General features: G+C 69.4%; 13 protein-coding genes. 11 read left to right on the top strand and 2 right to left on the bottom strand.

What is annotated here, in order from left to right; translation table 11 throughout:
* Positions 1-166: 166 nt before the first annotated feature.
* On the top strand, positions 167-2,020 hold the full coding sequence (locus tag ACF068_RS13190) for a DUF4357 domain-containing protein (protein WP_392274296.1): 1,854 nt from the start codon (positions 167-169) through the stop codon (positions 2,018-2,020).
* Complete coding sequence (locus ACF068_RS13185) at positions 2,017-3,270, top strand: McrC family protein (RefSeq protein WP_392274295.1); 1,254 nt, start codon at positions 2,017-2,019, stop codon at positions 3,268-3,270. Before ACF068_RS13190 ends, ACF068_RS13185 begins: the two co-directional genes overlap by 4 nt.
* Before the next feature lie 111 nt (positions 3,271-3,381).
* Here the strand turns inward: ACF068_RS13185 and ACF068_RS13180 are convergent, their stop codons facing one another.
* Positions 3,382-4,911 (bottom strand): helix-turn-helix domain-containing protein, encoded by a 1,530-nt coding sequence (locus tag ACF068_RS13180; RefSeq protein WP_392274294.1) that lies wholly within the window; start codon positions 4,909-4,911, stop codon positions 3,382-3,384.
* Between the two features lie 356 nt (positions 4,912-5,267).
* Between ACF068_RS13180 and ACF068_RS13175 the strand changes: the two genes are divergently transcribed.
* On the top strand, positions 5,268-5,699 hold the full coding sequence (locus ACF068_RS13175) for a protein-tyrosine phosphatase family protein (protein WP_392274293.1): 432 nt from the start codon (positions 5,268-5,270) through the stop codon (positions 5,697-5,699).
* Between the two features lie 202 nt (positions 5,700-5,901).
* Positions 5,902-8,697, top strand: a complete 2,796-nt coding sequence (locus ACF068_RS13170) for an aconitate hydratase (protein ID WP_392274292.1) — start codon at positions 5,902-5,904, stop codon at positions 8,695-8,697.
* Between the two features lie 69 nt (positions 8,698-8,766).
* Here the strand turns inward: ACF068_RS13170 and ACF068_RS13165 are convergent, their stop codons facing one another.
* Complete coding sequence (locus ACF068_RS13165; RefSeq protein WP_392274291.1) at positions 8,767-12,609, bottom strand: GH92 family glycosyl hydrolase; 3,843 nt, start codon at positions 12,607-12,609, stop codon at positions 8,767-8,769.
* A 418-nt stretch (positions 12,610-13,027) separates the two neighbouring features.
* Here ACF068_RS13165 and ngcE point away from each other — a divergent pair, with 418 nt between their 5' ends.
* The 7 genes from ngcE (at position 13,028) to ACF068_RS13130 (ending at position 21,411) form a co-directional block, all read left to right on the top strand.
* Complete coding sequence (gene ngcE / locus ACF068_RS13160) at positions 13,028-14,506, top strand: N-acetylglucosamine/diacetylchitobiose ABC transporter substrate-binding protein (RefSeq protein ID WP_392274290.1); 1,479 nt, start codon at positions 13,028-13,030, stop codon at positions 14,504-14,506.
* 65 nt (positions 14,507-14,571) lie between these two features.
* On the top strand, positions 14,572-15,495 hold the full coding sequence (locus tag ACF068_RS13155; RefSeq protein ID WP_392274289.1) for a carbohydrate ABC transporter permease: 924 nt from the start codon (positions 14,572-14,574) through the stop codon (positions 15,493-15,495).
* 10 nt (positions 15,496-15,505) lie between these two features.
* Complete coding sequence (locus tag ACF068_RS13150) at positions 15,506-16,435, top strand: carbohydrate ABC transporter permease (RefSeq protein WP_392274288.1); 930 nt, start codon at positions 15,506-15,508, stop codon at positions 16,433-16,435.
* A gap of 206 nt (positions 16,436-16,641) precedes the next feature.
* Positions 16,642-17,841 carry an ROK family protein gene (locus ACF068_RS13145; protein ID WP_392274287.1) on the top strand — a complete coding sequence of 400 codons (1,200 nt, stop codon included), beginning with the start codon at positions 16,642-16,644 and terminating at the stop codon, positions 17,839-17,841.
* Between the two features lie 121 nt (positions 17,842-17,962).
* Positions 17,963-19,057, top strand: a complete 1,095-nt coding sequence (locus ACF068_RS13140) for a substrate-binding domain-containing protein (protein ID WP_392274286.1) — start codon at positions 17,963-17,965, stop codon at positions 19,055-19,057.
* Positions 19,058-19,333: 276 nt separating this feature from the next.
* The gene (locus tag ACF068_RS13135; RefSeq protein ID WP_392274285.1) at positions 19,334-20,128 is read left to right on the top strand and encodes an ATP-binding cassette domain-containing protein; all 795 of its coding nucleotides are present in this window, start codon (positions 19,334-19,336) and stop codon (positions 20,126-20,128) included.
* Entirely contained in the window at positions 20,125-21,411 is a 1,287-nt protein-coding gene (locus ACF068_RS13130) for a sugar ABC transporter permease (protein ID WP_392274284.1), read from the top strand. Before ACF068_RS13135 ends, ACF068_RS13130 begins: the two co-directional genes overlap by 4 nt.
* Positions 21,412-21,502: the final 91 nt, after the last annotated feature.

Here is a 21,502-nt window from a genome sequence, read left to right as displayed (position 1 = left end):
TGCTCCGCTCCCGATCATGGACGTCGGCCGCCCTGCACGGCAACGCGCGGCCGGATCTGTGCCGGCCGAGGCATCGGAGTTGGCCGGAAATACGCGAAGCGACACCGAAGTGGATCACGAGCGCCCCACAATGCACCCGGCCCTACCCTCCGACCCAAGGACACCGATGCTCGATTCGTACCCGGAGTTCCAGCTGCGCCTGCCGTACGGCGGGCCCACGGCCAGAGGCCGGCTGCTGACCGAGAGCGGGACCAACGGCAGCCAGAAGATGGTGGTGCTCGCGGGCTCCCCGGCGAGACCCGACGTCGTCCCGTCGTTCCCGGAGAAGACGCCTTCCTCGTACCGCCTGCGCGAACGGCTCATCGCGGAAGGGGTGATACGCGAAACGTCCACGTGGCCGGGCTGGCTCGAAGTGGTCGAGGACGTGGAGTGCAATTCGCCCTCCGCGGCGGCGGAGATCCTCGTGGGCCGCAGCTCCAACGGGTGGATGGAGTGGAAGACCGAGGACGGCCGGCCGCTCGCCGACTTCCTCGGCCAGGTGTGGTCGGGTCCCAGCCGCGCCTGGCTGGTGCGGGGGCCGCACTTGGCCGGCCCCGATTTGTTCCGGCGCGCGTGGCTCCCCGAAGGCAGGGTGTCCCTGACCGCCGCCCACCTGCGTCCCGCCGCCACCCAGGGCATCAGCAAGGAACAGTTGCGCACCTTCGTCGACGAAGACTACGGGTCGACGGCGACGTACACCGAGAAGCCGCAGCTCGTCGAGGAGCTGCACGCCTTCCTCTCCCGGATGCGGCCCGGCGACACGGTGTGCGCACTCTCCGACGGCCGGCTCCACACTGGGAAGATCACGGGCAACGTCGAGCACCTCGTCGCCGACGACGGAAGCCGCGTCCTCTGGCGCCCCGTGGAGTGGGGAGGCGACGGCTTCCCCTTGGACGAACTGCCGCAGGAACTGCGTCAGAAGCTCTCGTCGCGCCACGACGTGGTCGACCTCACCACCGTCAAGGCCATCGTCGACGGCCTCGGGGTCAGCGACGAGGAACTCGTGGAGGAGGCCCTGGCCGACGGCACCGGGATCAGCGCCGAGCCCCTGGCCGTCACCGCCCGCCGCGACGTGGAGCTGCCCGAGCCCACCGAGGAGCTGCGGAAGGAGCTCCACGTGCACCACCTCGAATGGCTGCAGGAGATCAGGCAACTGCTCCACGACGAGAAGCAGCTGATCTTCTACGGCCCTCCCGGGACGGGCAAGACCTTCCTCGCGCAGAAGCTCGCCGAGTTCTTCGGCGGCGGACGGGAGCAGGTCGAGCTGGTCCAGTTCCACCCGTCGTACTCCTACGAGGACTTCTTCGAGGGCTTCCGCCCTCGCGAGGACCCCGGCACGCGCGAGGTCGCCTTCCGGCTCACGGCCGGCCCGCTGCGGGAGTTCGCCGAACTGGCCCGCAGGGAGGGCAACCGGCACATCCCGCACTTCCTGGTCATCGACGAGATCAACCGGGCCAACCTCGCGAAGGTCTTCGGAGAGCTGTACTTCCTCCTCGAATACCGCGACCTGTCGGTGCGGCTGACCTACTCGGACGAGGACTTCTTCCTGCCCCGCAACCTCTTCGTCATGGGCACCATGAACACGGCCGACCGCTCGATCGCCCTCGTCGACGCGGCGATGCGCCGGCGCTTCGCGTTCGTCGAGCTGTCCCCGCGCACCGATCCCACCCGAGGGCTGCTGCGTTCCTGGCTGGAGTCCGAGGAGAAGGGCCCCGAACCCGCGGACCTGCTCGACGCCCTCAACACCCGCATCGACGACCCCGACTTCAAGATCGGACCGTCGTACCTGATGAAGCCAGGCGTCTACCGCGAGGGCGGACTGGAACGGACCTGGCGGACCAAGATCCTCCCGCTCCTGGAGGAGCACCACTACGGCGAAGGCGTCGACATCGAGGGCCGCTACGGCCTGCCGGCACTCCGCAGGGCGCTCGCGTCACGTGCCACCTCGCCCGAACCGGGCGACGGGACCGACGCGCAGTGACCTCCGACGTCACGCTTGTCGAACACGGACCCGCGCGCTCGGTCCGGCTCCCCGACGCCGTGGGCCGCGCACTGGCCGCCTCCAGAATCCTGGAAGAGGCCGGTCCGGACCCCTACGACCCGGGCGCCTGGCGACTGCGCGCCGGCAGCAGGGTAGGCGCCGTCACACTCACCGTCCCCGGCGGCGAAGGCGTCACGGTGCGGATAACCCCCAAGGTGCCGATCGCCCGCCTGCTCTTCCTGCTCGGCTACAGCAGCGACCCCCGGGGCTGGCGGGACGGCGCCGTGGACCTTGCCGCGCACGACGACCTCCTCCCGGCGTTCGCGCACGCCGTCGAGCGCCAGATCGACCGCGCACTGCGGCAGGGCCTGCTCCAGGGCTACCGGACGGCCGAGGAGTCGTCCCCCGTCGTACGCGGCCGGCTCCGCGAGTCCGAACAGATCCGCCGCCGGTTCGGCATGCCCGTGCCCGCGGAGGTGACGTACGACGAATTCACCACGGACATCATCGAGAACCGCATTCTCCGCGCGGCTGTCGACCGGCTTCTGCGCCTCCCCGGTGTCTCCCGGACCGTACGTACGCGCCTGATGCACCAGCGGTCCCGGCTGGTGGACATCACACCGCTCACCCGGGGGCAGACACCACTCGGCTGGTATCCGACGCGGCTCAACACCCGCTATCACCCGGCACTCCACCTCTCCGAGGCGGTGCTGAGGGGATGGTCGGCCGAGCACCTGCCCGGGCAGCTGCGTATGAACGGATTCCTGTTCGACATGAACGGCATCTACGAGGACTTCATCTGTACGGCACTACGGGAGGCCATGCGCCCCTACGGTGGCAGAAGTGTCCTCCAGGCCCGGAACATCCACATGGACGAAGGGAATGCGATCCGCCTGCGACCCGATTTCGTCTGGTATGGAGAGTCCGGCACCCCGCTGATCGTCGCGGACGCCAAGTACAAGGCCCGCAGAAAACGCGGCTTTCCCAATGAGGACCTGTACCAAATGCTGGCCTACTGCACTGCCCTGGGGCTGCCGGAGGGGCACCTGGTGTACGCGAAGGGAAACGCTCCACACATCAGCCACCGTGTGCGACATGCCGGTACAGTCCTCCACCAGCACGCCATTGACTTGGAACAGCAGTCCGCGGGATTGCTTGCCGAGATCGACACGATGGCTCGGCGCATGCTTCACGGCTCAGCAATGTCACGTCAGGGCAGCGCGCCCTCTGGGAGTTTCTCGAATACCTGAGCCGATCCCGACCCAAAGTCCCAGACAAGTCCCACAGGCGCCGACGAATTCCCTCCTGGCTCACATACATGCAGGTCAGGAGGGAATTAGCGGCGTTGCATTTGAAGCTGCTCAGATGTCCCGGAAGATCTCGATCTGCGCGCCCACCGAGTTGAGGCGCTCCGCCAGGTCCTCGTAACCGCGGTTGATGACGTAGACGTTGCGCAGCACCGACGTCCCCTCCGCCGCCATCATGGCGAGGAGGACGACCACCGCGGGCCGCAGCGCCGGCGGGCACATCATCTCGGCGGCGCGCCAGCGGGTGGGGCCCTCCACCAGGACGCGGTGCGGGTCCAGGAGCTGGAGCCGGCCGCCGAGGCGGTTGAGGTCGGTGAGGTAGATGGCCCGGTTGTCGTAGACCCAGTCGTGGATGAGGGTCTGCCCCTGGGCGGAGGCCGCGATGGCCGCGAAGAACGGCACGTTGTCGATGTTCAGGCCCGGGAACGGCATCGGGTGGATCTTGTCGATCGGCGCCTCCAGCTTGGAGGGCCGTACCGTCAGGTCCACCAGCCGGGTCCGGCCGTTGTCGGCGGGGTACTCCGCGGTCCGGTCGTGGTCGAGGCCCATCTCCTCCAGGACCGCGAGCTCGATCTCCAGGAACTCGATCGGTACGCGACGGATCGTCAGCTCCGACTCGGTGACGACCGCCGCGGCCAGCAGGCTCATCGCCTCGACCGGGTCCTCGGAGGGCGAGTAGTCGACGTCCACGTCGATGGAGGGGATGCCGTGCACGGTCAGGGTCGTCGTGCCGATCCCCTCGACCCGGACGCCCAGCGCCTCCAGGAAGAAGCACAGGTCCTGGACCATGTAGTTGGAGGAGGCGTTGCGGATGACGGTGACGCCGTCATGACGGGCGGCCGCGAGCAGCGCGTTCTCGGTCACGGTGTCGCCGCGCTCGGTCAGCACGATCGGGCGGTCGGGGGTGACCCGCCGGTCCACCTCCGCGTGGTAAAGCCCCTCGGTGGCCGTGATGTCCAGGCCGAAGCGGCGCAGCGCGATCATGTGCGGCTCGATCGTGCGCGTGCCGAGGTCGCAGCCGCCCGCGTACGGGAGCTTGAACTGCCGCAGCCGGTGCAGCAGCGGGCCGAGGAACATGATGATGGAGCGGGTGCGACGGGCCGCGTCGGCGTCGATGGCGGCCATGTCCAGGTGCGCGGGCGGGACGATCTCCAGGTCCATCCCGTCGTTGATCCAACGGGTGCGCACCCCGATGGAGTTGAGGACCTCCAGCAGCCGGTAGACCTCCTCGATCCGGGCGACCCGCCTCAGCGTGGTGCGGCCCTTGTTGAGGAGCGAGGCGCACAGCAGCGCCACGCACGCGTTCTTGCTCGTCTTGACGTCGATGGAGCCGGACAGCCGGCGGCCGCCCACGACACGCAGGTGCATGGGACCCGCGTACCCGAGTGACACGATTTCACTGTCGAGCGCCTCGCCGATCCGGGCGATCATCTCAAGGCTGATGTTCTGGTTGCCGCGCTCAATGCGGTTGACGGCGCTCTGACTTGTGGCCAGCGCCTCGGCGAGCTGCGTCTGCGTCCAGCCGCGGTGCTGCCGGGCGTCACGGATGAGCTTGCCGATGCGTACGAGGTAGTCGTCTGCCATGGGGGCAGGCTATCTCAGATATGAGATGGCGCCGGTGTCGGGGTCCGCCATCAGGGTGACGGACCGCGGCCGGTGGGGTGACGCGGCCAGTCGGGCGGCGGTTCATCCGATGCCGTCGCGCGGCGAACTCCCGGTCCTCGTCGGCGTCCTTGGCGGAGGGGGGCGATGCACGCCACCGGGCATGCCCGGTGCCCGGTGCCGTCGCCCGTTCCCGTCGGCGTGGTACGCCCGTCCGGGCGCTCCGGCGGCACCGCGCGCGGCGACATGGGTGGTTGGTTTCGTATGCCCGGATTTGGAGGACGCCGACCCGCCGTGGACCCGCCCCGGCCGCGGGGCGCCGCCGCTACCGTGGGCGGATGACCCGGACCTGGAACGCCGCGGACCCCGGCGTGCTGCGACTCCCCTCGGGGCGCACGGTCAGGGGCCGTGCCCTCCGGCGCCCGCTGCCGGCCGGGCCGGTCCCCGACTACGCCGTGTACCTGCTCGGCAAGGAGCCGCCCGGAGTCCCGTGGGAGGCCCGCTGGCTGCGGTGGCCCGACTTCCGGCTGCCGAGCAGCCCGGCGGACGCCCGCGCCGTCCTCCGTGAGGCCTGGGAGCGCGCCGCCGCCGAGCGGGTCGAGATCGCCTGCGGCGGCGGACGCGGCCGCACCGGCACGGCCCTCGCCTGCCTGGCCGTCCTCGACGGCGTCCCGGCGGACGAAGCGGTGCGTTTCGTGCGCCGGGAGTACGACCGGCACGCCGTCGAGACCCCCTGGCAGAGACGTTTCGTCCGCCGGTTCGGCGACTGACGCGACGGCCCGCCGGGCGCGCCTCGTCGCGCGGCGGGGTCATGTACTAGAGTTATCTCGACATCGAGATATCTGCCGAAAGACGCACCGCAGCCGCGCCAGCCGGTAAGGGTTACCTAACTAAGTCTTACCTTAGCGGATCGGCGAGGAGCCATCGCGGCAGGATGCGGTAAGAACGCGCACATTGATGAAGGAGACTGTCGTGTCGGCGAACAGCTTCGACGCCCGCAGCACGCTGCGCGTGGGCGACGAGTCGTACGAGATCTTCCGGCTGGACAAGGTCGAGGGCTCCGCGCGCCTCCCTTACAGCCTGAAGGTGCTCCTGGAGAACCTGCTCCGCACCGAGGACGGCGCGAACATCACCGCCGACCACATCCGGGCCCTCGGCGACTGGGACTCGCAGGCTCAGCCGAGCCAGGAGATCCAGTTCACCCCGGCCCGCGTGATCATGCAGGACTTCACCGGTGTGCCGTGTGTCGTCGACCTCGCCACCATGCGCGAGGCCGTCAAGGAGCTCGGCGGCGACCCGGCGAAGATCAACCCGCTGGCCCCGGCCGAGCTGGTCATCGACCACTCCGTCATCGCCGACAAGTTCGGCACCGCGGAGGCCTTCGGCCAGAACGTCGAGCTGGAGTACGGCCGCAACAAGGAGCGCTACCAGTTCCTGCGCTGGGGCCAGACCGCCTTCGACGAGTTCAAGGTCGTCCCGCCCGGCACCGGCATCGTCCACCAGGTGAACATCGAGCACCTGGCCCGCACCGTCATGGTGCGCAACGGCCAGGCGTACCCCGACACCCTCGTCGGCACCGACTCCCACACCACCATGGTCAACGGCCTCGGTGTGCTCGGCTGGGGCGTCGGCGGCATCGAGGCCGAGGCCGCCATGCTCGGCCAGCCGGTCTCCATGCTGATCCCGCGCGTCGTCGGCTTCAAGCTGACCGGCGAGCTGCCCACCGGCACCACCGCCACCGACCTGGTGCTCACCATCACCGAGATGCTGCGCAAGCACGGCGTCGTCGGCAAGTTCGTCGAGTTCTACGGTGAGGGCGTCGCCGCCACCTCCCTCGCGAACCGCGCCACCATCGGCAACATGTCGCCCGAGTTCGGCTCCACCGCCGCGATCTTCCCGATCGACGACGAGACCCTGAACTACCTCAAGCTCACCGGCCGCTCCCCGCAGCAGGTCGCGCTGGTCGAGGCGTACGCCAAGGAGCAGGGCCTCTGGCTGGACCCGGCCGCCGAGCCGGACTTCTCCGAGAAGCTGGAGCTGGACCTCTCCACGGTCGTCCCCTCCATCGCCGGCCCGAAGCGCCCGCAGGACCGCATCGTCCTCGCCGAGGCGGCCCAGCAGTTCGCCAAGGACGTCCTCAACTACGTCGAGATCCCGACCGCGCAGGCCGGCACCGCCGCCTCCCCGGTGGACGAGGCGAGCGACGAGTCCTTCCCGGCCTCCGACGCCCCGGCCTACGGCAGCCAGGAGAACGGCGCGGGCGCCCCGCACCACGCCGAGGGCACCGGTGCCGCCGTCCCGTCGAACCCGGTCACCGTCACCGCCCCCGACGGCTCGACCTACGAGATCGACCACGGCGCCGTCACCGTCGCCGCGATCACCTCCTGCACCAACACCTCGAACCCGTACGTCATGGTCGCCGCCGCGCTCGTCGCGAAGAAGGCCGTGGAGAAGGGCCTGACCCGCAAGCCGTGGGTCAAGACCACCCTCGCCCCGGGCTCCAAGGTCGTCACCGACTACTTCGACAAGGCGGGCCTCACCCCGTACCTCGACAAGGTCGGCTTCAACCTCGTCGGCTACGGCTGCACCACCTGCATCGGCAACTCCGGCCCGCTGCCGGAGGAGGTCTCCAAGGCCGTCAACGAGCACGACCTCGCGGTCACCTCGGTCCTCTCCGGCAACCGCAACTTCGAGGGCCGGATCAACCCCGACGTCAAGATGAACTACCTGGCCTCCCCGCCGCTGGTCGTCGCGTACGCCCTGGCGGGCTCCATGAAGGTGGACATCACCAAGGACGCCCTGGGCACCGACCAGGACGGCAACCCGGTCTTCCTGAAGGACATCTGGCCCTCCGAGGCCGAGGTCAACGACGTCGTGGCGAACGCCATCGGCGAGGACATGTTCAACAAGTCCTACCAGGACGTCTTCGCGGGCGACGCCCAGTGGCAGGCGCTGCCGATCCCCACCGGCAACACCTTCGAGTGGGACACCGAGTCCACCTACGTCCGCAAGCCCCCGTACTTCGAGGGCATGACGATGGAGACCACCCCGGTCTCCGACATCACCGGCGCCCGCGTGCTGGCCAAGCTGGGCGACTCGGTCACCACCGACCACATCTCCCCGGCCGGTGCCATCAAGGCCGACACCCCGGCCGGCCAGTACCTCACGGAGCACGGCGTCGAGCGCCGCGACTTCAACAGCTACGGCTCCCGCCGCGGCAACCACGAGGTCATGATCCGCGGTACGTTCGCCAACATCCGCCTGCGCAACCAGATCGCGCCGGGCACCGAGGGCGGCTACACCCGCGACTTCACCCAGGACGGCGGTCCGGTGTCGTTCATCTACGACGCCTCCCGCAACTACATCGAGCAGGGCATCCCGCTCGTCGTCCTCGCGGGCAAGGAGTACGGCTCCGGCTCGTCCCGCGACTGGGCCGCCAAGGGCACCGCGCTGCTGGGCGTCAAGGCCGTCATCGCCGAGTCCTACGAGCGCATCCACCGCTCGAACCTCATCGGCATGGGCGTCCTCCCGCTCCAGTTCCCCGAGGGCCAGTCGGCCGAGTCGCTGGGCCTGACCGGCGAGGAGACCTTCTCCTTCGCCGGTGTCACCGAGCTCAACGAGGGCACCACGCCCCGCACGGTGAAGGTCACCACCGACACGGGCGTCGAGTTCGACGCGGTCGTCCGCATCGACACCCCCGGCGAGGCGGACTACTACCGCAACGGCGGCATCATGCAGTACGTGCTGCGCAACCTGATCCGCGGCTGACCGGACAGCGCTCACACGGCGAGGGCCGCACCCCCGGCAACGGGGGTGCGGCCCTCGCCGCGTCCCGCGTCAGCGCAGCAGCTCCACCTCCGCCAGCGTCGCCACCGCGTCCGGCACCAGCCGGTAGGTCGCGTACCGGCCGGGCCGCGCCACCGTGAACACCCGCGTCTGCCGGTCCCACGCGAACGACTCGCCCGACCGCCGGTCCAGGTCGGCCCACGCCGTACCGTCCCGCGACCCCTGGAGCACCCACCCCGAGGGGGCGGCCCCCCGCGCCGCCGAGGTCAGCGTGTACTGCGCCGCCCGCACCCCGCCCGCCGGCACCGGCAGCTCCACCGCCTCCACCGACGCGGCCGTCGCCGACGTGTCGTCGAACAGCTCACCCGGCCCCGCCAGCACGTCCCGCCGCGGCGAGGGCACCGCGTCGCCCCGGGTGAGGGAGACCGGCGCCGCGCCCCGGCCCGTGCCCCATGCGGAAGGCTCCGGCCCCATCGCGAACTCCAGCGTCCCGCCCCGCGCCAGCAGCCGGTGCGGCAGCGCCGTCGACGTCCAGCGCTCGCCGTTGACCTCCAGCCCCTGCACGTAGATGTTGCGCGCGCTGTTCTCCGGGGCCTTCACCACCAGCGTGCGGCCGTTGTCCATCCGCACGGTCGCCCTGGTGAAGAGCGGCGAGCCGATCGCGTACTCGCCGCTGCCCATCACCAGCGGGTAGAAGCCCAGCGCCGAGAACAGCCACCAGGCCGACTGCTCGCCGTTGTCCTCGTCGCCGTGGTAGCCCTGCCCGATCTCGCTGCCCGTGTACAGCCGCGACAGCACCTCGCGCACCTTCTGCTGCGTCTTCCACGGCTGCCCGGCCGCGTCGTACATGTACGGCACGTGGTGGGCGACCTGGTTGGAGTGCCCGTACATGCCCATCCGCACGTCCCGCGCCTCCGTCATCTCGTGGATGACGCTGCCGTAGGAGCCGACGAACTCGGGCGAGGCGGTCTCGGGCGTGGAGAAGTAGGCGTCCAGCTTCTTCGCCAGGCCGGCCCGTCCCCCGTACAGGTTCGCCAGGCCCCGGCTGTCCTGCGGGGCGGTGAAGGCGTAACCCCAGCCGTTGGTCTCCGTGTAGTCGTGACCCCACACCCGGGGGTCGTACGAGGCCGAGGGCACCCGCCAGCCGCCCTTGAGGTCCCGCCCCTGGAAGAAACCGGCCTCCTTGTCGAAGAGGGTGACGTAGTTGCGGGCCCGGTTGCGGAAGTAGGCCGCCTCCTCCTCGTAGCGGGCCTTCCCGGTCTTCGCGTGCAGCGCCTCCGCCATCCTAGCCAGGCCGTAGTCGTTGAGGTACCCCTCCAGCGACCAGGACAGGCCCTCGTGCGTCGCGGTGGAGGCGTAGCCGAGGAACGGGGACGTGTCCATGCCCTTGCGGCCGACGCCCGACGACGGCGGCACCACCGTGGCGTTCTTCAGCGCCGCCTCGTAGGCCGCCTCCGCGTCGAAGTCGACCCCCTTGACGTACGCGTCGGCGAACGCCACGTCCGACGACGTGCCGGTCATCAGGTCCGCGTAGCCCGGAGACGACCAGCGGGAGATCCACCCGCCGTCCTTGTACTGCTGGACGAAGCCGTCCACCAGCTCGCCCGCCTTGCGCGGGGTGAGGAAGGAGTACGCGGGCCAGGTGGTGCGGTAGGTGTCCCAGAAGCCGTTGTTGACGTACACCCTGCCGTCGACGATCTTCGCACCCGTACGCGTCGGGGTGTCCGGCCCGGTCCGCGGCGAGAAGGGGCTCGCGTACCGGTCCTCGCCGTCGACCCGCTCGAAGCCGGAGTTCGGGTACAGGTACAGCCGGTAGAGGCTGGAGTACAGGGTGACGAGCTGGTCGCGGGTCGCGCCCTCGACCGTCACCCGGCCGAGCAGCCGGTCCCAGGCGCCCTGGGCCTGCTCCCGGACCCGCTCGAAACGGGTGCCGGCCGGGATCTCGGCCTCCAGGTTCCGCCTGGCCTGCTCCACGCCGATCAGCGACGTCGCCATCCGCAGCGTCACCGTCCGGTCCGCGCCCGCGTCGAACCGCAGGTGCCCCCTGACGCCCGCCGACGCCGAGCCGGTGACCGGCGCGTCGAAGACGCCGTACACGAACATCCGGGTGGCGCCGGCCGACAGCCCGCTCCTGACGTCCGAGAAGCCGGTGAAGGAGCGGGTCGCCGGGTCGAGGGTGAGACCGCCCTCCTCCGTGACGTTGTCGAACACGACCGACGCGTCCGCGCCCGGATAGGTGAACCGCATCATCGCCGCGTGGTCGGACGGGGTGATCTCGGCCCTGAGGCCGTTCTCGAAGGTGACGCCGTAGTAGTGCGGCCGGGCCGTCTCCTTCTCGTGCCGGAAGGGCAGCGCGCGCCGGACGCGGTCGGTCTCGGGCGTCCTGGCGGCCGCCGACGGCAGGAGCTGGAACGTCTGCCGGTCACCCATCCAGGGGCTCGGCTCGTGGCTGGCGGCGAACGCCTGCACCGTGGGCAGGTTGTCGGCGTTGTTCCCGCGCGCGTACTCGTACAGCCAGCTCTTGGACGCGGCGTTGGTCACCGGCGTCCAGAAGTTGAAGCCATGGGGAACGGCCGTGGCCGGAAAGGCGTTGCCGCGCGAGAAGGAACCGCTGGAGTGGGTGCCGCGGACGGTCGAGACGTGGTCGGACGGCCGGGCGTGCCGCGGCGCGGGTGCGGCGCGGCCGATCGTGATGTCGTCGATCCAGCCCTGGAACCTCGCGGCGCCCCCTGCGGAGTCGTACGCCACCAGGATCCGGTCCACGGTCCGGCCGGCCGCCACCGTCCCGATCCCGGCCGTCACCTGGTTCCACTGGTTGACGTAGAGCCGCTTGGCCGCGCCCTGGCCCCGCGGGGTGAGCGCCCCGCCGTGGCTGTCGACGGCGCGCAGCTCGCTCAGGTAGGTGCCGTCCGTGAAGGCGAGGTCCACGGCCACGTTGGTGGCCGGGTAGTTCAGGTCCGTCTCCGGCAGCGACGGGAAGATCCGGTACGACAGCTCGGTGTCCCGCCGTACCACCGTGTTCACGTCGAAGACCTTGTTGTACGAGTAGGCCCGGCCGGCCGGCCTGTGGGTGCCCGCGTACCGCAGGGCCCGCACCCCGGTGAACCCGGCGTTCGCCTTGGCGGTGGGAGAGCCGCCGGGGCCGCGGTCGACGTGGGTGCGCATGTCGGGCGGGACGGGGGTGGAGGTGTCGCCGTTCGAGAACTGGACGTCGGCGAGCTGGGTGATGCCGGGGGCGCCGTTGTTCCGCGTGATCTCCAGCCGGTAATGCGCGTACTCCGTTGCATTGTCGAACTCGTAGGTCCGCGTTTCGAATCGCTTTTCGAACGTCTGGCCCTCGCGGGTGTCCAGGACCTTCCACTCCCTGCCGTCGGCCGAGCCGGAAAGCGTCCAGTTCCGGGGGTCGCGCTCGGCGTGGTCGTTCGCGGACGTCAGCGCGTACGTGACCACCTCGACGGGTTCGTCCAGGTCGAATTCCACCCAGGCGGTGGCGGAGAACGTGAGCCACTTGGTGCCCGGCTGAAGGTCGGTCAGGTTCTCCTTGGTCTCACCGGCGCCGCCGTTCTCGCCGCTGGCGCGCAGCGCGGAGACCTTGTCCGTGACGTTGCCCGGTATCCCCGCCGTGAAGGCGCCGTCCACCCCGGAGGCCCGCTTGCGGCCGTCGGCGCCCACCTCGACGGTGTCGCGCCAGTCCGGCGGGCGCTCGTCCGCCTCGAAGGACGAGCGGAACTCCTGCTCGGCGGAAGCGGGTTGGGACGGTCGTGCCGGGCGGGCCTGGGCCGCGGCCGGCGGCGCGGCCGCCACGAGCAGCGAAGCGGCCGCCACGAGGGCGGCCGTTCGGGGGAATCGGTGACGGGTTCCGGGTCCGGACGTGCTGGGGTGTCTGGGCTGCATCCCGCGTCCTGCCTCCTGCCGAAAGCGCGTTGGACAACGTTGTCAGGCGATCTGCGCAGGAACCAGTAGGGAGCTGAGTGGCGGCCGGTGTCAAGGGTGTTGACGGTGCGGAAAGATCCGATTCAGCCGTTCCGCCGAACGAGGTGACCGGTTATCGCGGACCGGCGGGTCCGGCGTTTCCCCGAGGTCTCAACTCGGGAAAGACTCCTGACCAAAGTTGTTTTCGATCTTGCTCATCTGACGCGAAGTGGACTATACCTGTCGGCGTCCGAGTGGCATGGCAGCATTCAGCACCGCACGCACACCCAGCACCTGCACGACCCAGCAAACGACCGCGGTGGCGGGGCCCTTCGCCTCAGGCGAGCAGGACGGGCGACCGGTACACCGCCTGAGTCCTGGAGAAGGCGAGGACTTGAGCATGGGATCCACCTCCGGCCGCACCAAAGGGGGCCCCGTCCACGGGGGCCCGGTCGACGAGGGCCTCGGTCGTCGCGATCTGATCAGGCGGTCCGCCGCGCTCGGCCTGATCACCGTACCGACCATGGGCGTCCTGTCCGCCTGCGCCACCGGTGGTGGTGGCGGCAACGAGGGGCGGACCAAGGCCCCCGGCGGCCCGAAGTCCGAGAAGAACCCGCTCGGCGTGGCCAAGGGTGCCCCGCTGGAGGCGTTCATCTTCAAGGGCGGCCTCGGCGACCAGTACGCCAAGGACGCCGAGACCGACTACAAGGCCACCTACGGCGCCGGCGTCAAGCACACCGGCACCCAGCAGGTCGGGCCCAAGCTCACCCCGCGCTTCGCGGGCGGCAACCCGCCGGACGTCATCGACAACTCCGGCGCCGACCACCTCGACATGAACAAGCTCTCCACCCAGGGCCAGCTCCAGGACCTCGCCGCCCTGCTCGACGCCGCCTCGATGGACGACCCGGCGAAGAAGGTCCGGGACACCATCCACCCCAGCACCATCGAGAAGGGCAAGCACGGCGACACCTTCGACGTGCTCTACTACGCCTTCACCATCTACGGCACCTGGTACTCGCGGAAGCTGCTCGCCGACAAGGGCTGGACGTACCCCAAGAGCCTGTCCGAGATGGTCACGCTGTGCGGGGAGATCAAGAAGGCCGGCGTCGCCCCATGGACGTACGCGGGCAAATTCCCCTACTACGTGCACTTCAACCTCTTCGCCCAGATCGCCAAGATCGGCGGCATGGAGAAGTGGATCGCGATCGACAACCTGGAGCCGAACGCCTGGTCCTCCAACGACGCGGTCAAGGAGGTCGTCGAGCACTACGAGGAGCTCGCGGCCAAGAAGTACTTCCTCGAAGGCAGCCAGGGCCTCACCCACATCCAGTCCCAGACCGCCTGGACCAAGGGCAAGGCGGTGTTCATCCCCAACGGCTCCTGGGTCGAGAACGAGGCCGCCCCCACCACGCCCGCCGACTTCGGCATGGCCGTCGGAGCCCTCTTCGACGGCACCGGCGACAAGATGCCGCACGGCACGCTGCGCGGCGAGCCGAGCGAGCCGTACATCGTCGCGAGCAAGGGCAGGAACCCGGCCGGCGGCATGGAACTGCTGCGCATCATGCTCTCCAAAAAACACGCGCAGAACTTCGCCACGAAGGTGAAGTCCCTGACCTGTGTCATGGACGCCACCGAGGGCATGACCCTCTCACCCGGCCTCGCCTCCGCCAGCAAGGTCTTCAAGGAGGCCGGGGACAACCTGATCAGTCTTCAGCTCCAGGAGTGGTACCCGGCGCTCACCGACGAGAAGATCGGCGGCCTGACCGGCCAGCTGCTCGCCGGTGAGCTGAAGGCCGCCGACTGGATCAAGAAGACCCAGGCGGAATGCGACAAGGTGGCCAAGGACGACTCCGTCACCAAGTTCACGCGCACGGCCTGAAAGGGAAAAGGCGGACCGCCTGACCTGCCGGTCGCCGGAAACGAGGGGAAGGGCCGGGGAGCACCATGCAACACGGCAAATACCGATTCATCGTGGGCTTCCTGGCCCTGCCTCTGCTCATCTACGGCGTCTTCGTCATCTCGCCGTTCGTCCAGGCCTTCCAGATCTCGATGACCGACTGGTCGGGCCTGGTGGGCACCGCGGAATTCGTGGGCCCGGACAACTTCGTCAAGCTGTGGGAGAGCGACGAGTTCTGGAACGCGCTGCGCCACAACGTCTACATGCTGGCGCTCGTACCGGTGGTGACGCTCGCGCTGGGCCTCTTCTTCGCCTTCATGCTCAATGTCGGCGGCCGCCGACGGAAGAACGAGGTCGTCACCGGTGTGGCGGGCTCCCGGTTCTACAAGTTCGTCTTCTTCTTCCCGCAGGTCATCTCCATCACGATCATCGCCGTCATCTGGTTCAACATCTACAACCCCGATCCGGACGACGGCATGCTCAACTCCCTGCTCGGCACGGTCGGCCTGGACGGCCTCCAGAACGCCTGGCTGGGCGAGAAGAGCCTCGCCCTGTGGTGCATCGGCGCGGTCATGGTCTGGGGCCACGTCGGTTTCTACGTGGTGCTGTTCTCCGCCGCGATGGCCTCCATCCCGCGCGACATCTACGAGGCCGCACTGCTCGACGGCGCCGGCCGCTCGCACACCTTCTTCCGGATCACCCTCCCGCTGCTGTGGGACACGGTCCAGACCGGCTGGGTGTACATGGGGATCATCGCGCTGGACGCGTTCGCGCTCGTCCAGATCATGTCGGTGAACATGGGCGGGCCCGACGGTGCCACGGACGTCATGCCGCTGCGGCTGTACCTGACGGCCTTCCGCGACAGCCAGTTCGGCTACGCCTCCGCCATGGGCGTCGCGATGCTCGTCGTCACCATGACCTTCGCAGTGCTCGCGTTGCGCTTCGGGCGCCGTGAGCGGATCGAGTACTAGGGGTACGGCGATGACGACCGAAGAGATCGAAGCGGTGACCAAGCAGGACACCGCCGCGCCCGCCGGGGTCACCCGCCGGCTCGGCCCCACGACCGGCCGCACCTCGGAGGGCGGGGCCCTCAACGTCTTCTCCCACGGCATCCTCGTCCTGTGGGCGCTGATGGTGGGCGTGCCGCTGCTGTGGGTGCTGTGGAGCGCCTTCAAGGACAGCAACGGGATCCTGACCGACCCGTGGGGCCTGCCGACCGTCCTGCACTGGGAGAACTGGTCCAACGCGTGGAACGACGCGAACATGGGCCGGTACTTCATCAACACCGCGATCGTGGTCGGCGGGTCCGTGGTGGGCACGATGGTGCTGGGGTCGATGGCCGCGTACGTCCTGGCCCGCTTCACCTTCCCCGGCAACCGCTTCCTCTACTACCTGTTCGTCGCCGGCATGTCCTTCCCGGTCTTCATGCTGGTCATTCCGCTCTTCTTCGTCATGCGGGACTTCCCGGGCAGCTCGCTGCTGGCGACGTACCACGGACTGATCCTGGTCTACATCGCGTACTCGCTGCCGTTCACCGTCTTCTTCATGACGGCCTTCTTCCGGACCCTGCCGACCTCGGTGGCCGAGGCCGCGATGATCGACGGCGCCTCGCACACGCGGACGTTCTTCCAGGTGATGGTGCCCATGGCCAAGCCGGGCCTGATCAGCATCGGCATCTTCAACTTCCTGGGGCAGTGGAACCAGTACCTGCTGCCGATGGTGCTCAATCAGCAGGAGGACAAGTACGTCCTCACCCAGGGCCTGGCGATGATCGCGTTGCAGCAGGGTTATGAGAACGACTGGGGCGCGCTGATGGCGGGAATGATGATCGCCATGCTGCCGGTCCTGATCGTGTACTCGGTCTTCCAGCGCCAGGTGCAGTCCGGTCTCACGGCGGGTGCCCTGAAGTAGTTCACATCACGATCCGAAACGGCTCGTCGGTGGAGCGGACGCTCCCGACGGGCCGTTTCTCTGCGACATGCAGGTAAATGTCCTTTTCCTCCGCATCTAATTCGCTCATCGGAGGCCTTCGACGCTCAAGGTCTTGACGGGGACCAACCCAAAAGGCTCAGCTTAGAGTTCACATGTTGGAGAAAACGGCAGGAGTGAGTGAGTCGATGGAGACTCCGGGGTCGCAGACATCTCTGCATCGGGCCAATCTCGAGCGGGTCGTGCGCGCGGTGCGCATGGCCGGGTCGCTCACCCAGGCGGAGATCGCCAGAACGACCGGCCTCTCCGCCGCCACGGTCTCCAACATCGTCCGGGAGCTCAAGGACGGCGGCACCGTCGAGGTGACCCCCACCTCCGCGGGCGGCCGCCGGGCCCGCAGCGTCTCGCTCAGCGGTGACGCCGGCATCGTCATCGGCGTGGACTTCGGCCATACGCACCTCCGCGTCGCCGTGGGTAACCTGGCCCACCAGGTGCTCGCCGAGGAGGCCGAGCCGCTGGACGTCGACGCGTCGTCCGAGGAAGGCTTCGGACGGGCGGAAGCCCTGGTCAAACGGCTGATCGCGGCGACCGGGATCGGCCAGGACAAGGTGGTCGGCGTCGGCCTCGGCGTCCCCGGCCCCATCGACGTCTCCTCCGGCACGCTCGGCTCCACCTCGATCCTGCCGGGCTGGAAGGGCATCAACCCGAGCGAGGAGCTCTCGGGCCGGCTCGGGGTCCCGGTGTACGTGGACAACGACGCCAACCTCGGCGCGCTCGGCGAGCTGGTCTGGGGCGGCGGGCGCGGGGTCAAGGACCTGGCGTACATCAAGGTCGCCAGCGGTGTCGGCGCCGGCCTGGTGATCGACGGGCAGATCTACCGGGGCCCCGGCGGCACCGCCGGCGAGATCGGCCACATCACCCTGGACGAGTCCGGCCCCGTCTGCCGCTGCGGCAATCGCGGCTGCCTGGAGACGTTCACCGCGGCCCGCTACGTCCTGCCCCTGCTCCAGCCCAGTCACGGGCCCGACCTGACCATGGAGCGGGTGGTGCAGCTCGCCCGCGAGGGCGACCCCGGCTGCCGCCGGGTGATCGCGGACGTCGGACGCCACATCGGCAGCGGTGTCGCCAACCTCTGCAACCTGCTGAACCCCAGCCGTGTCGTGCTGGGCGGCGACCTCGCCGAGGCCGGGGAACTGGTGCTGGGGCCCATCCGCGACTCGGTCTCCCGCTACGCCATCCCCAGTGCCGCCCGGCAGCTCTCGGTGGCTCCCGGCGCCCTCGGCGGCCGGGCCGAGGTGCTCGGCGCGCTGGCCCTCGTCCTGAGCGAGATGGGCGATTCGACCCTGCTTGAGAGTGCGCTCACCCCGGTCACTCCTGCGTTCACTTAGATAACGGATGGCACCGTTGTCATCTCGTTGTCAATTTACTCCTTGACGACGACCTTGCGGCCGAGTTGACTTCCAGCCACCTCGGCCGCAACGTCGCGGCCTCGTCAGGGAGGCAACCCACATGAACGCAATGACGCGACGCATCGTCATAGGCACGGCAGCGGTATCGATGGCCGCTTCCCTCGCCGCTTGTGGCAAGGCGGGCGACGGTGACACCGCCGGCGGCGGCGACAGCAAGACCATCGGCCTGCTGCTGCCGGAGAACAAGACGACCCGGTACGAGACGTTCGACCGCCCCATCATCGAGGCGAAGATCAAGGCGCTGTGCGGCGACTGCGAGGTCAAGTACAACAACGCCGCGCAGGACACCGAGACCCAGAAGAAGCAGTTCGACGCGCTGGTCACCCAGGGCGTCAAGGTGATCATCCTCGACTCGGTCGACTACAAGGCCACCAAGTCCTGGGTGCAGCAGGCCGAGAAGAAGGGCGTCAAGGTCGTCGCGTACGACCGTCTCGCCGAGGGCCCGATCTCCGCGTACGTCAGCTACGACAACGAGAAGATCGGCCGCCTCCAGGGCGAGGGCCTGGTCAAGGCGCTGGGCGCCAAGGCCAAGGACAGCAACGTCGTGATGATCAACGGCTCGCCGACCGACCCCAACGCCCCGCTGTTCAAGAAGGGCGCCCACAGCGTCCTCGACGGCGGCGTCAAGAAGGTCGTGTACGAGCAGGACATCCCGGACTGGTCCCCGGACGAGGCCAACAAGAAGATGGGCGCCGCCATCGACTCCCTGGGCAAGAGCGGCTTCCAGGGCGTGTACTCCGCCAACGACGGCATGGCCGGCGGCATCATCACCGCCCTGAAGAAGCAGGGCATCAAGGTCCCGGTCGGCGGTCAGGACGCCGAGCTCGCCGGTCTCCAGCGCATCCTCGCGGGCGAGCAGGCCTTCACGATCTACAAGCAGATCAAGCCGGAGGCCGAGACCACCGCCGAGATCGCGGTCCGCCTGCTCAAGGGCGAGAAGATCGACGACCTGGCCACCACCAAGGTCACCAGCCTCACCGGTGAGTTCAAGGACATCCCGGCCAAGCTGTACGACGCGCAGGTCGTGACCAAGGAGAACATCGGCTCCACGATCATCGCGGACAAGGTCTACAAGGCCGCCGACATCTGCACCGCCGAGTACAAGGCGGCCTGCGCCGCCGCCGGCATCAAGTAACCGGGCGGCCTCCCGAACCGGTCCGGCGCCCGCCCTCCACGCCCCGCAAGCACGGACGGGCGCCGGACTCACCCCCTCCCGGACCGGCCGGGCACCCGCCGCACCCGCCCTCCCACGGCGCACCGCGACCCCGCCCCCGCACCGTCCGCCCCCGGCGCCCCGCGCCGCCCCCGGACGGACGCCCGCCCGGCGGCGCGGCCCGCACCCGGGCCCCGCGGACCCGGTCCCCCTCAAGCTCCACGTACCACCATCCCCGCCGGACAGGCGGCGAAGGAGATGATTCACGTGTTCGCTACGCCCGTGCTGGCGTTGCGCGGAGTCTCCAAGCGGTTCGGCGCCGTCCAGGCGCTCACCGACGTAGACCTGGAGATCCACGCCGGTGAGGTCGTCGCCCTGGTCGGCGACAACGGCGCCGGCAAATCGACGCTCGTCAAGACCATCTCGGGGGTCCACCCCATCGACGAAGGCGCCATCGAGTGGGAGGGCAACACGGTCCGCATCAGCCGGCCGAACGACGCCCAGGACCTCGGGGTCGCCACCGTCTACCAGGACCTGGCCCTCTGCGACAACCTCGACGTCGTCGCCAACCTCTTCCTCGGCAGCGAGCTGAAGAGCCTCTCCGTCCTCGACGAGATCGCGATGGAGAAGCGCGCCAAGGAGCTGCTGGACACCCTGTCCATCCGCATCCCCAGCGTGCGCATCCCCGTCGCTGCCCTCTCCGGCGGACAGCGCCAGGTCGTCGCCATCGCGCGCGCCCTGATCGGCGACCCCAAGATCGTCATCCTCGACGAGCCCACCGCCGCCCTCGGCGTCGAGCAGACCGCCCAGGTCCTCGACCTGGTCGAGCGGCTGCGCGAGCGGGGCCACGGCGTCATCCTCATCAGCCACAACATGGCCGATGTGCGCGCCGTCGCCGACAAGGTCGCGGTGCTCCGCCTCGGCCGCAACAACGGTGTCTTCGACGTCAAGGACACCACGCACGAAGAGATCATCGCCGCGATCACCGGCGCCACGGACAACGCCGTCACCCGCCGCCAGGCGCGCACGGCCACGAAGGAGGACGCGAAGTGAGCGACCTCACCAAGACCCCCGCCCCCGACGCCGCCGAGCAGTCCGCCGCGCCGATCCCGGCCGTCGACCCGCGCCTCCTGGTGCGCGAGGAGGGCCTCAAGGGCTACTGGACCGAGTTCACCCGCAAGGTGCGCGGCGGTGAGCTGGGCTCCCTGCCCGTGTTCATCGGCCTGATCGTCATCGCGGTCGTCTTCCAGCTCCAGAACAGCAACTTCCTCTCCGCCAGCTCCGTCGCCAACATCGCGGTCTACACCTCGGGCCTCGGCATCATGGCGGTCGGCATCGTCTTCGTGCTGATCCTCGGCGAGATCGACCTGTCGGTCGGCTCCGTCGCGGGTGTCGGCGCCGCCGTATGGGCCGTGCTCAATGTGAGCAACGGGATGAACGACTGGCTCGCCGTCGCCCTCGCCGTCCTCTCCGGCCTGGCGCTGGGCCTGCTGCACGGCTTCTTCTTCGCCAAGATCGGCGTACCGGCGTTCGTCGTCACCCTGGCCGGCTTCCTCGGCTGGAGCGGCCTCCAGATCTGGCTCATGGGCCAGGAAGGCTCCATCAACGCCCCCACCGGGAGCGTCGTCGAGCACCTGACCGGCTACTACTTCGAGGACAAGGCCGCCGCGTACGGCCTCGCCCTGGTGGCCGTCCTCGCCTACGCCGGGTCCCTGCTGCTGGACAGCAAGCGCCGCAAGGCCGCCGCGCTGCCCGCCCGCCCGGCCAGCGAGATCGTCCTGCGCGCCGGCTTCGTCGCCGTCCTGTGCTTCGTCGTCGCGTACGTCCTCAACGAGCCCGCCGGCGCCCGCGGCCTGCCGCTCGCGCTGGTGCTCTTCCTCGCCGTCCTGGTCGTCGCCGACTTCGTCGCCCGCCGCACCACCTTCGGCCGCCAGGTCTTCGCGGTCGGCGGCAACGCCGAGGCGGCCCGCCGCGCCGGCATCAACGTCGACCGGGTCCGGATCATGGTCTTCGGCCTCTCCGGCCTGCTCGCCGCCTTCGGCGGCCTCTTCGTGGCCAGCCTCTCCGGCGGCGCCACCAAGAGCCTGGGCGGTGGCAACACCCTGATGCTCGTCATCGCGGCGGCCGTCATCGGCGGCACCAGCCTCTTCGGCGGCCGCGGCAAGGTGTGGTCCGCGCTGCTCGGCATGATCGTGATCCAGTCGATCCAGCAGGGCCTCAACATGCTCGGAATGGCCTCCGAGATCCAGTACATGATCACCGGCGCGGTGCTCCTCGCCGCCGTCGTGATCGACTCGATCTCCCGCCGCACCCAGAAGACCGCAGGTCGCGCCTAGTGTGACCACCGCGATGCCCGGCGCCGTCAACCGGCGCCGGGCATTGCTGCGTCTGAGCCAATGCCCGGCACTTTACGGACCGCCCGATGAC

The sequence above is a fragment of the Streptomyces sp. NPDC016309 genome (assembly GCF_043077235.1).
GTDB lineage: Bacteria > Actinomycetota > Actinomycetes > Streptomycetales > Streptomycetaceae > Streptomyces.
Note: the sequence above shows the minus strand (reverse complement) of the source record. Positions and strands in the feature narration are given on the sequence as shown.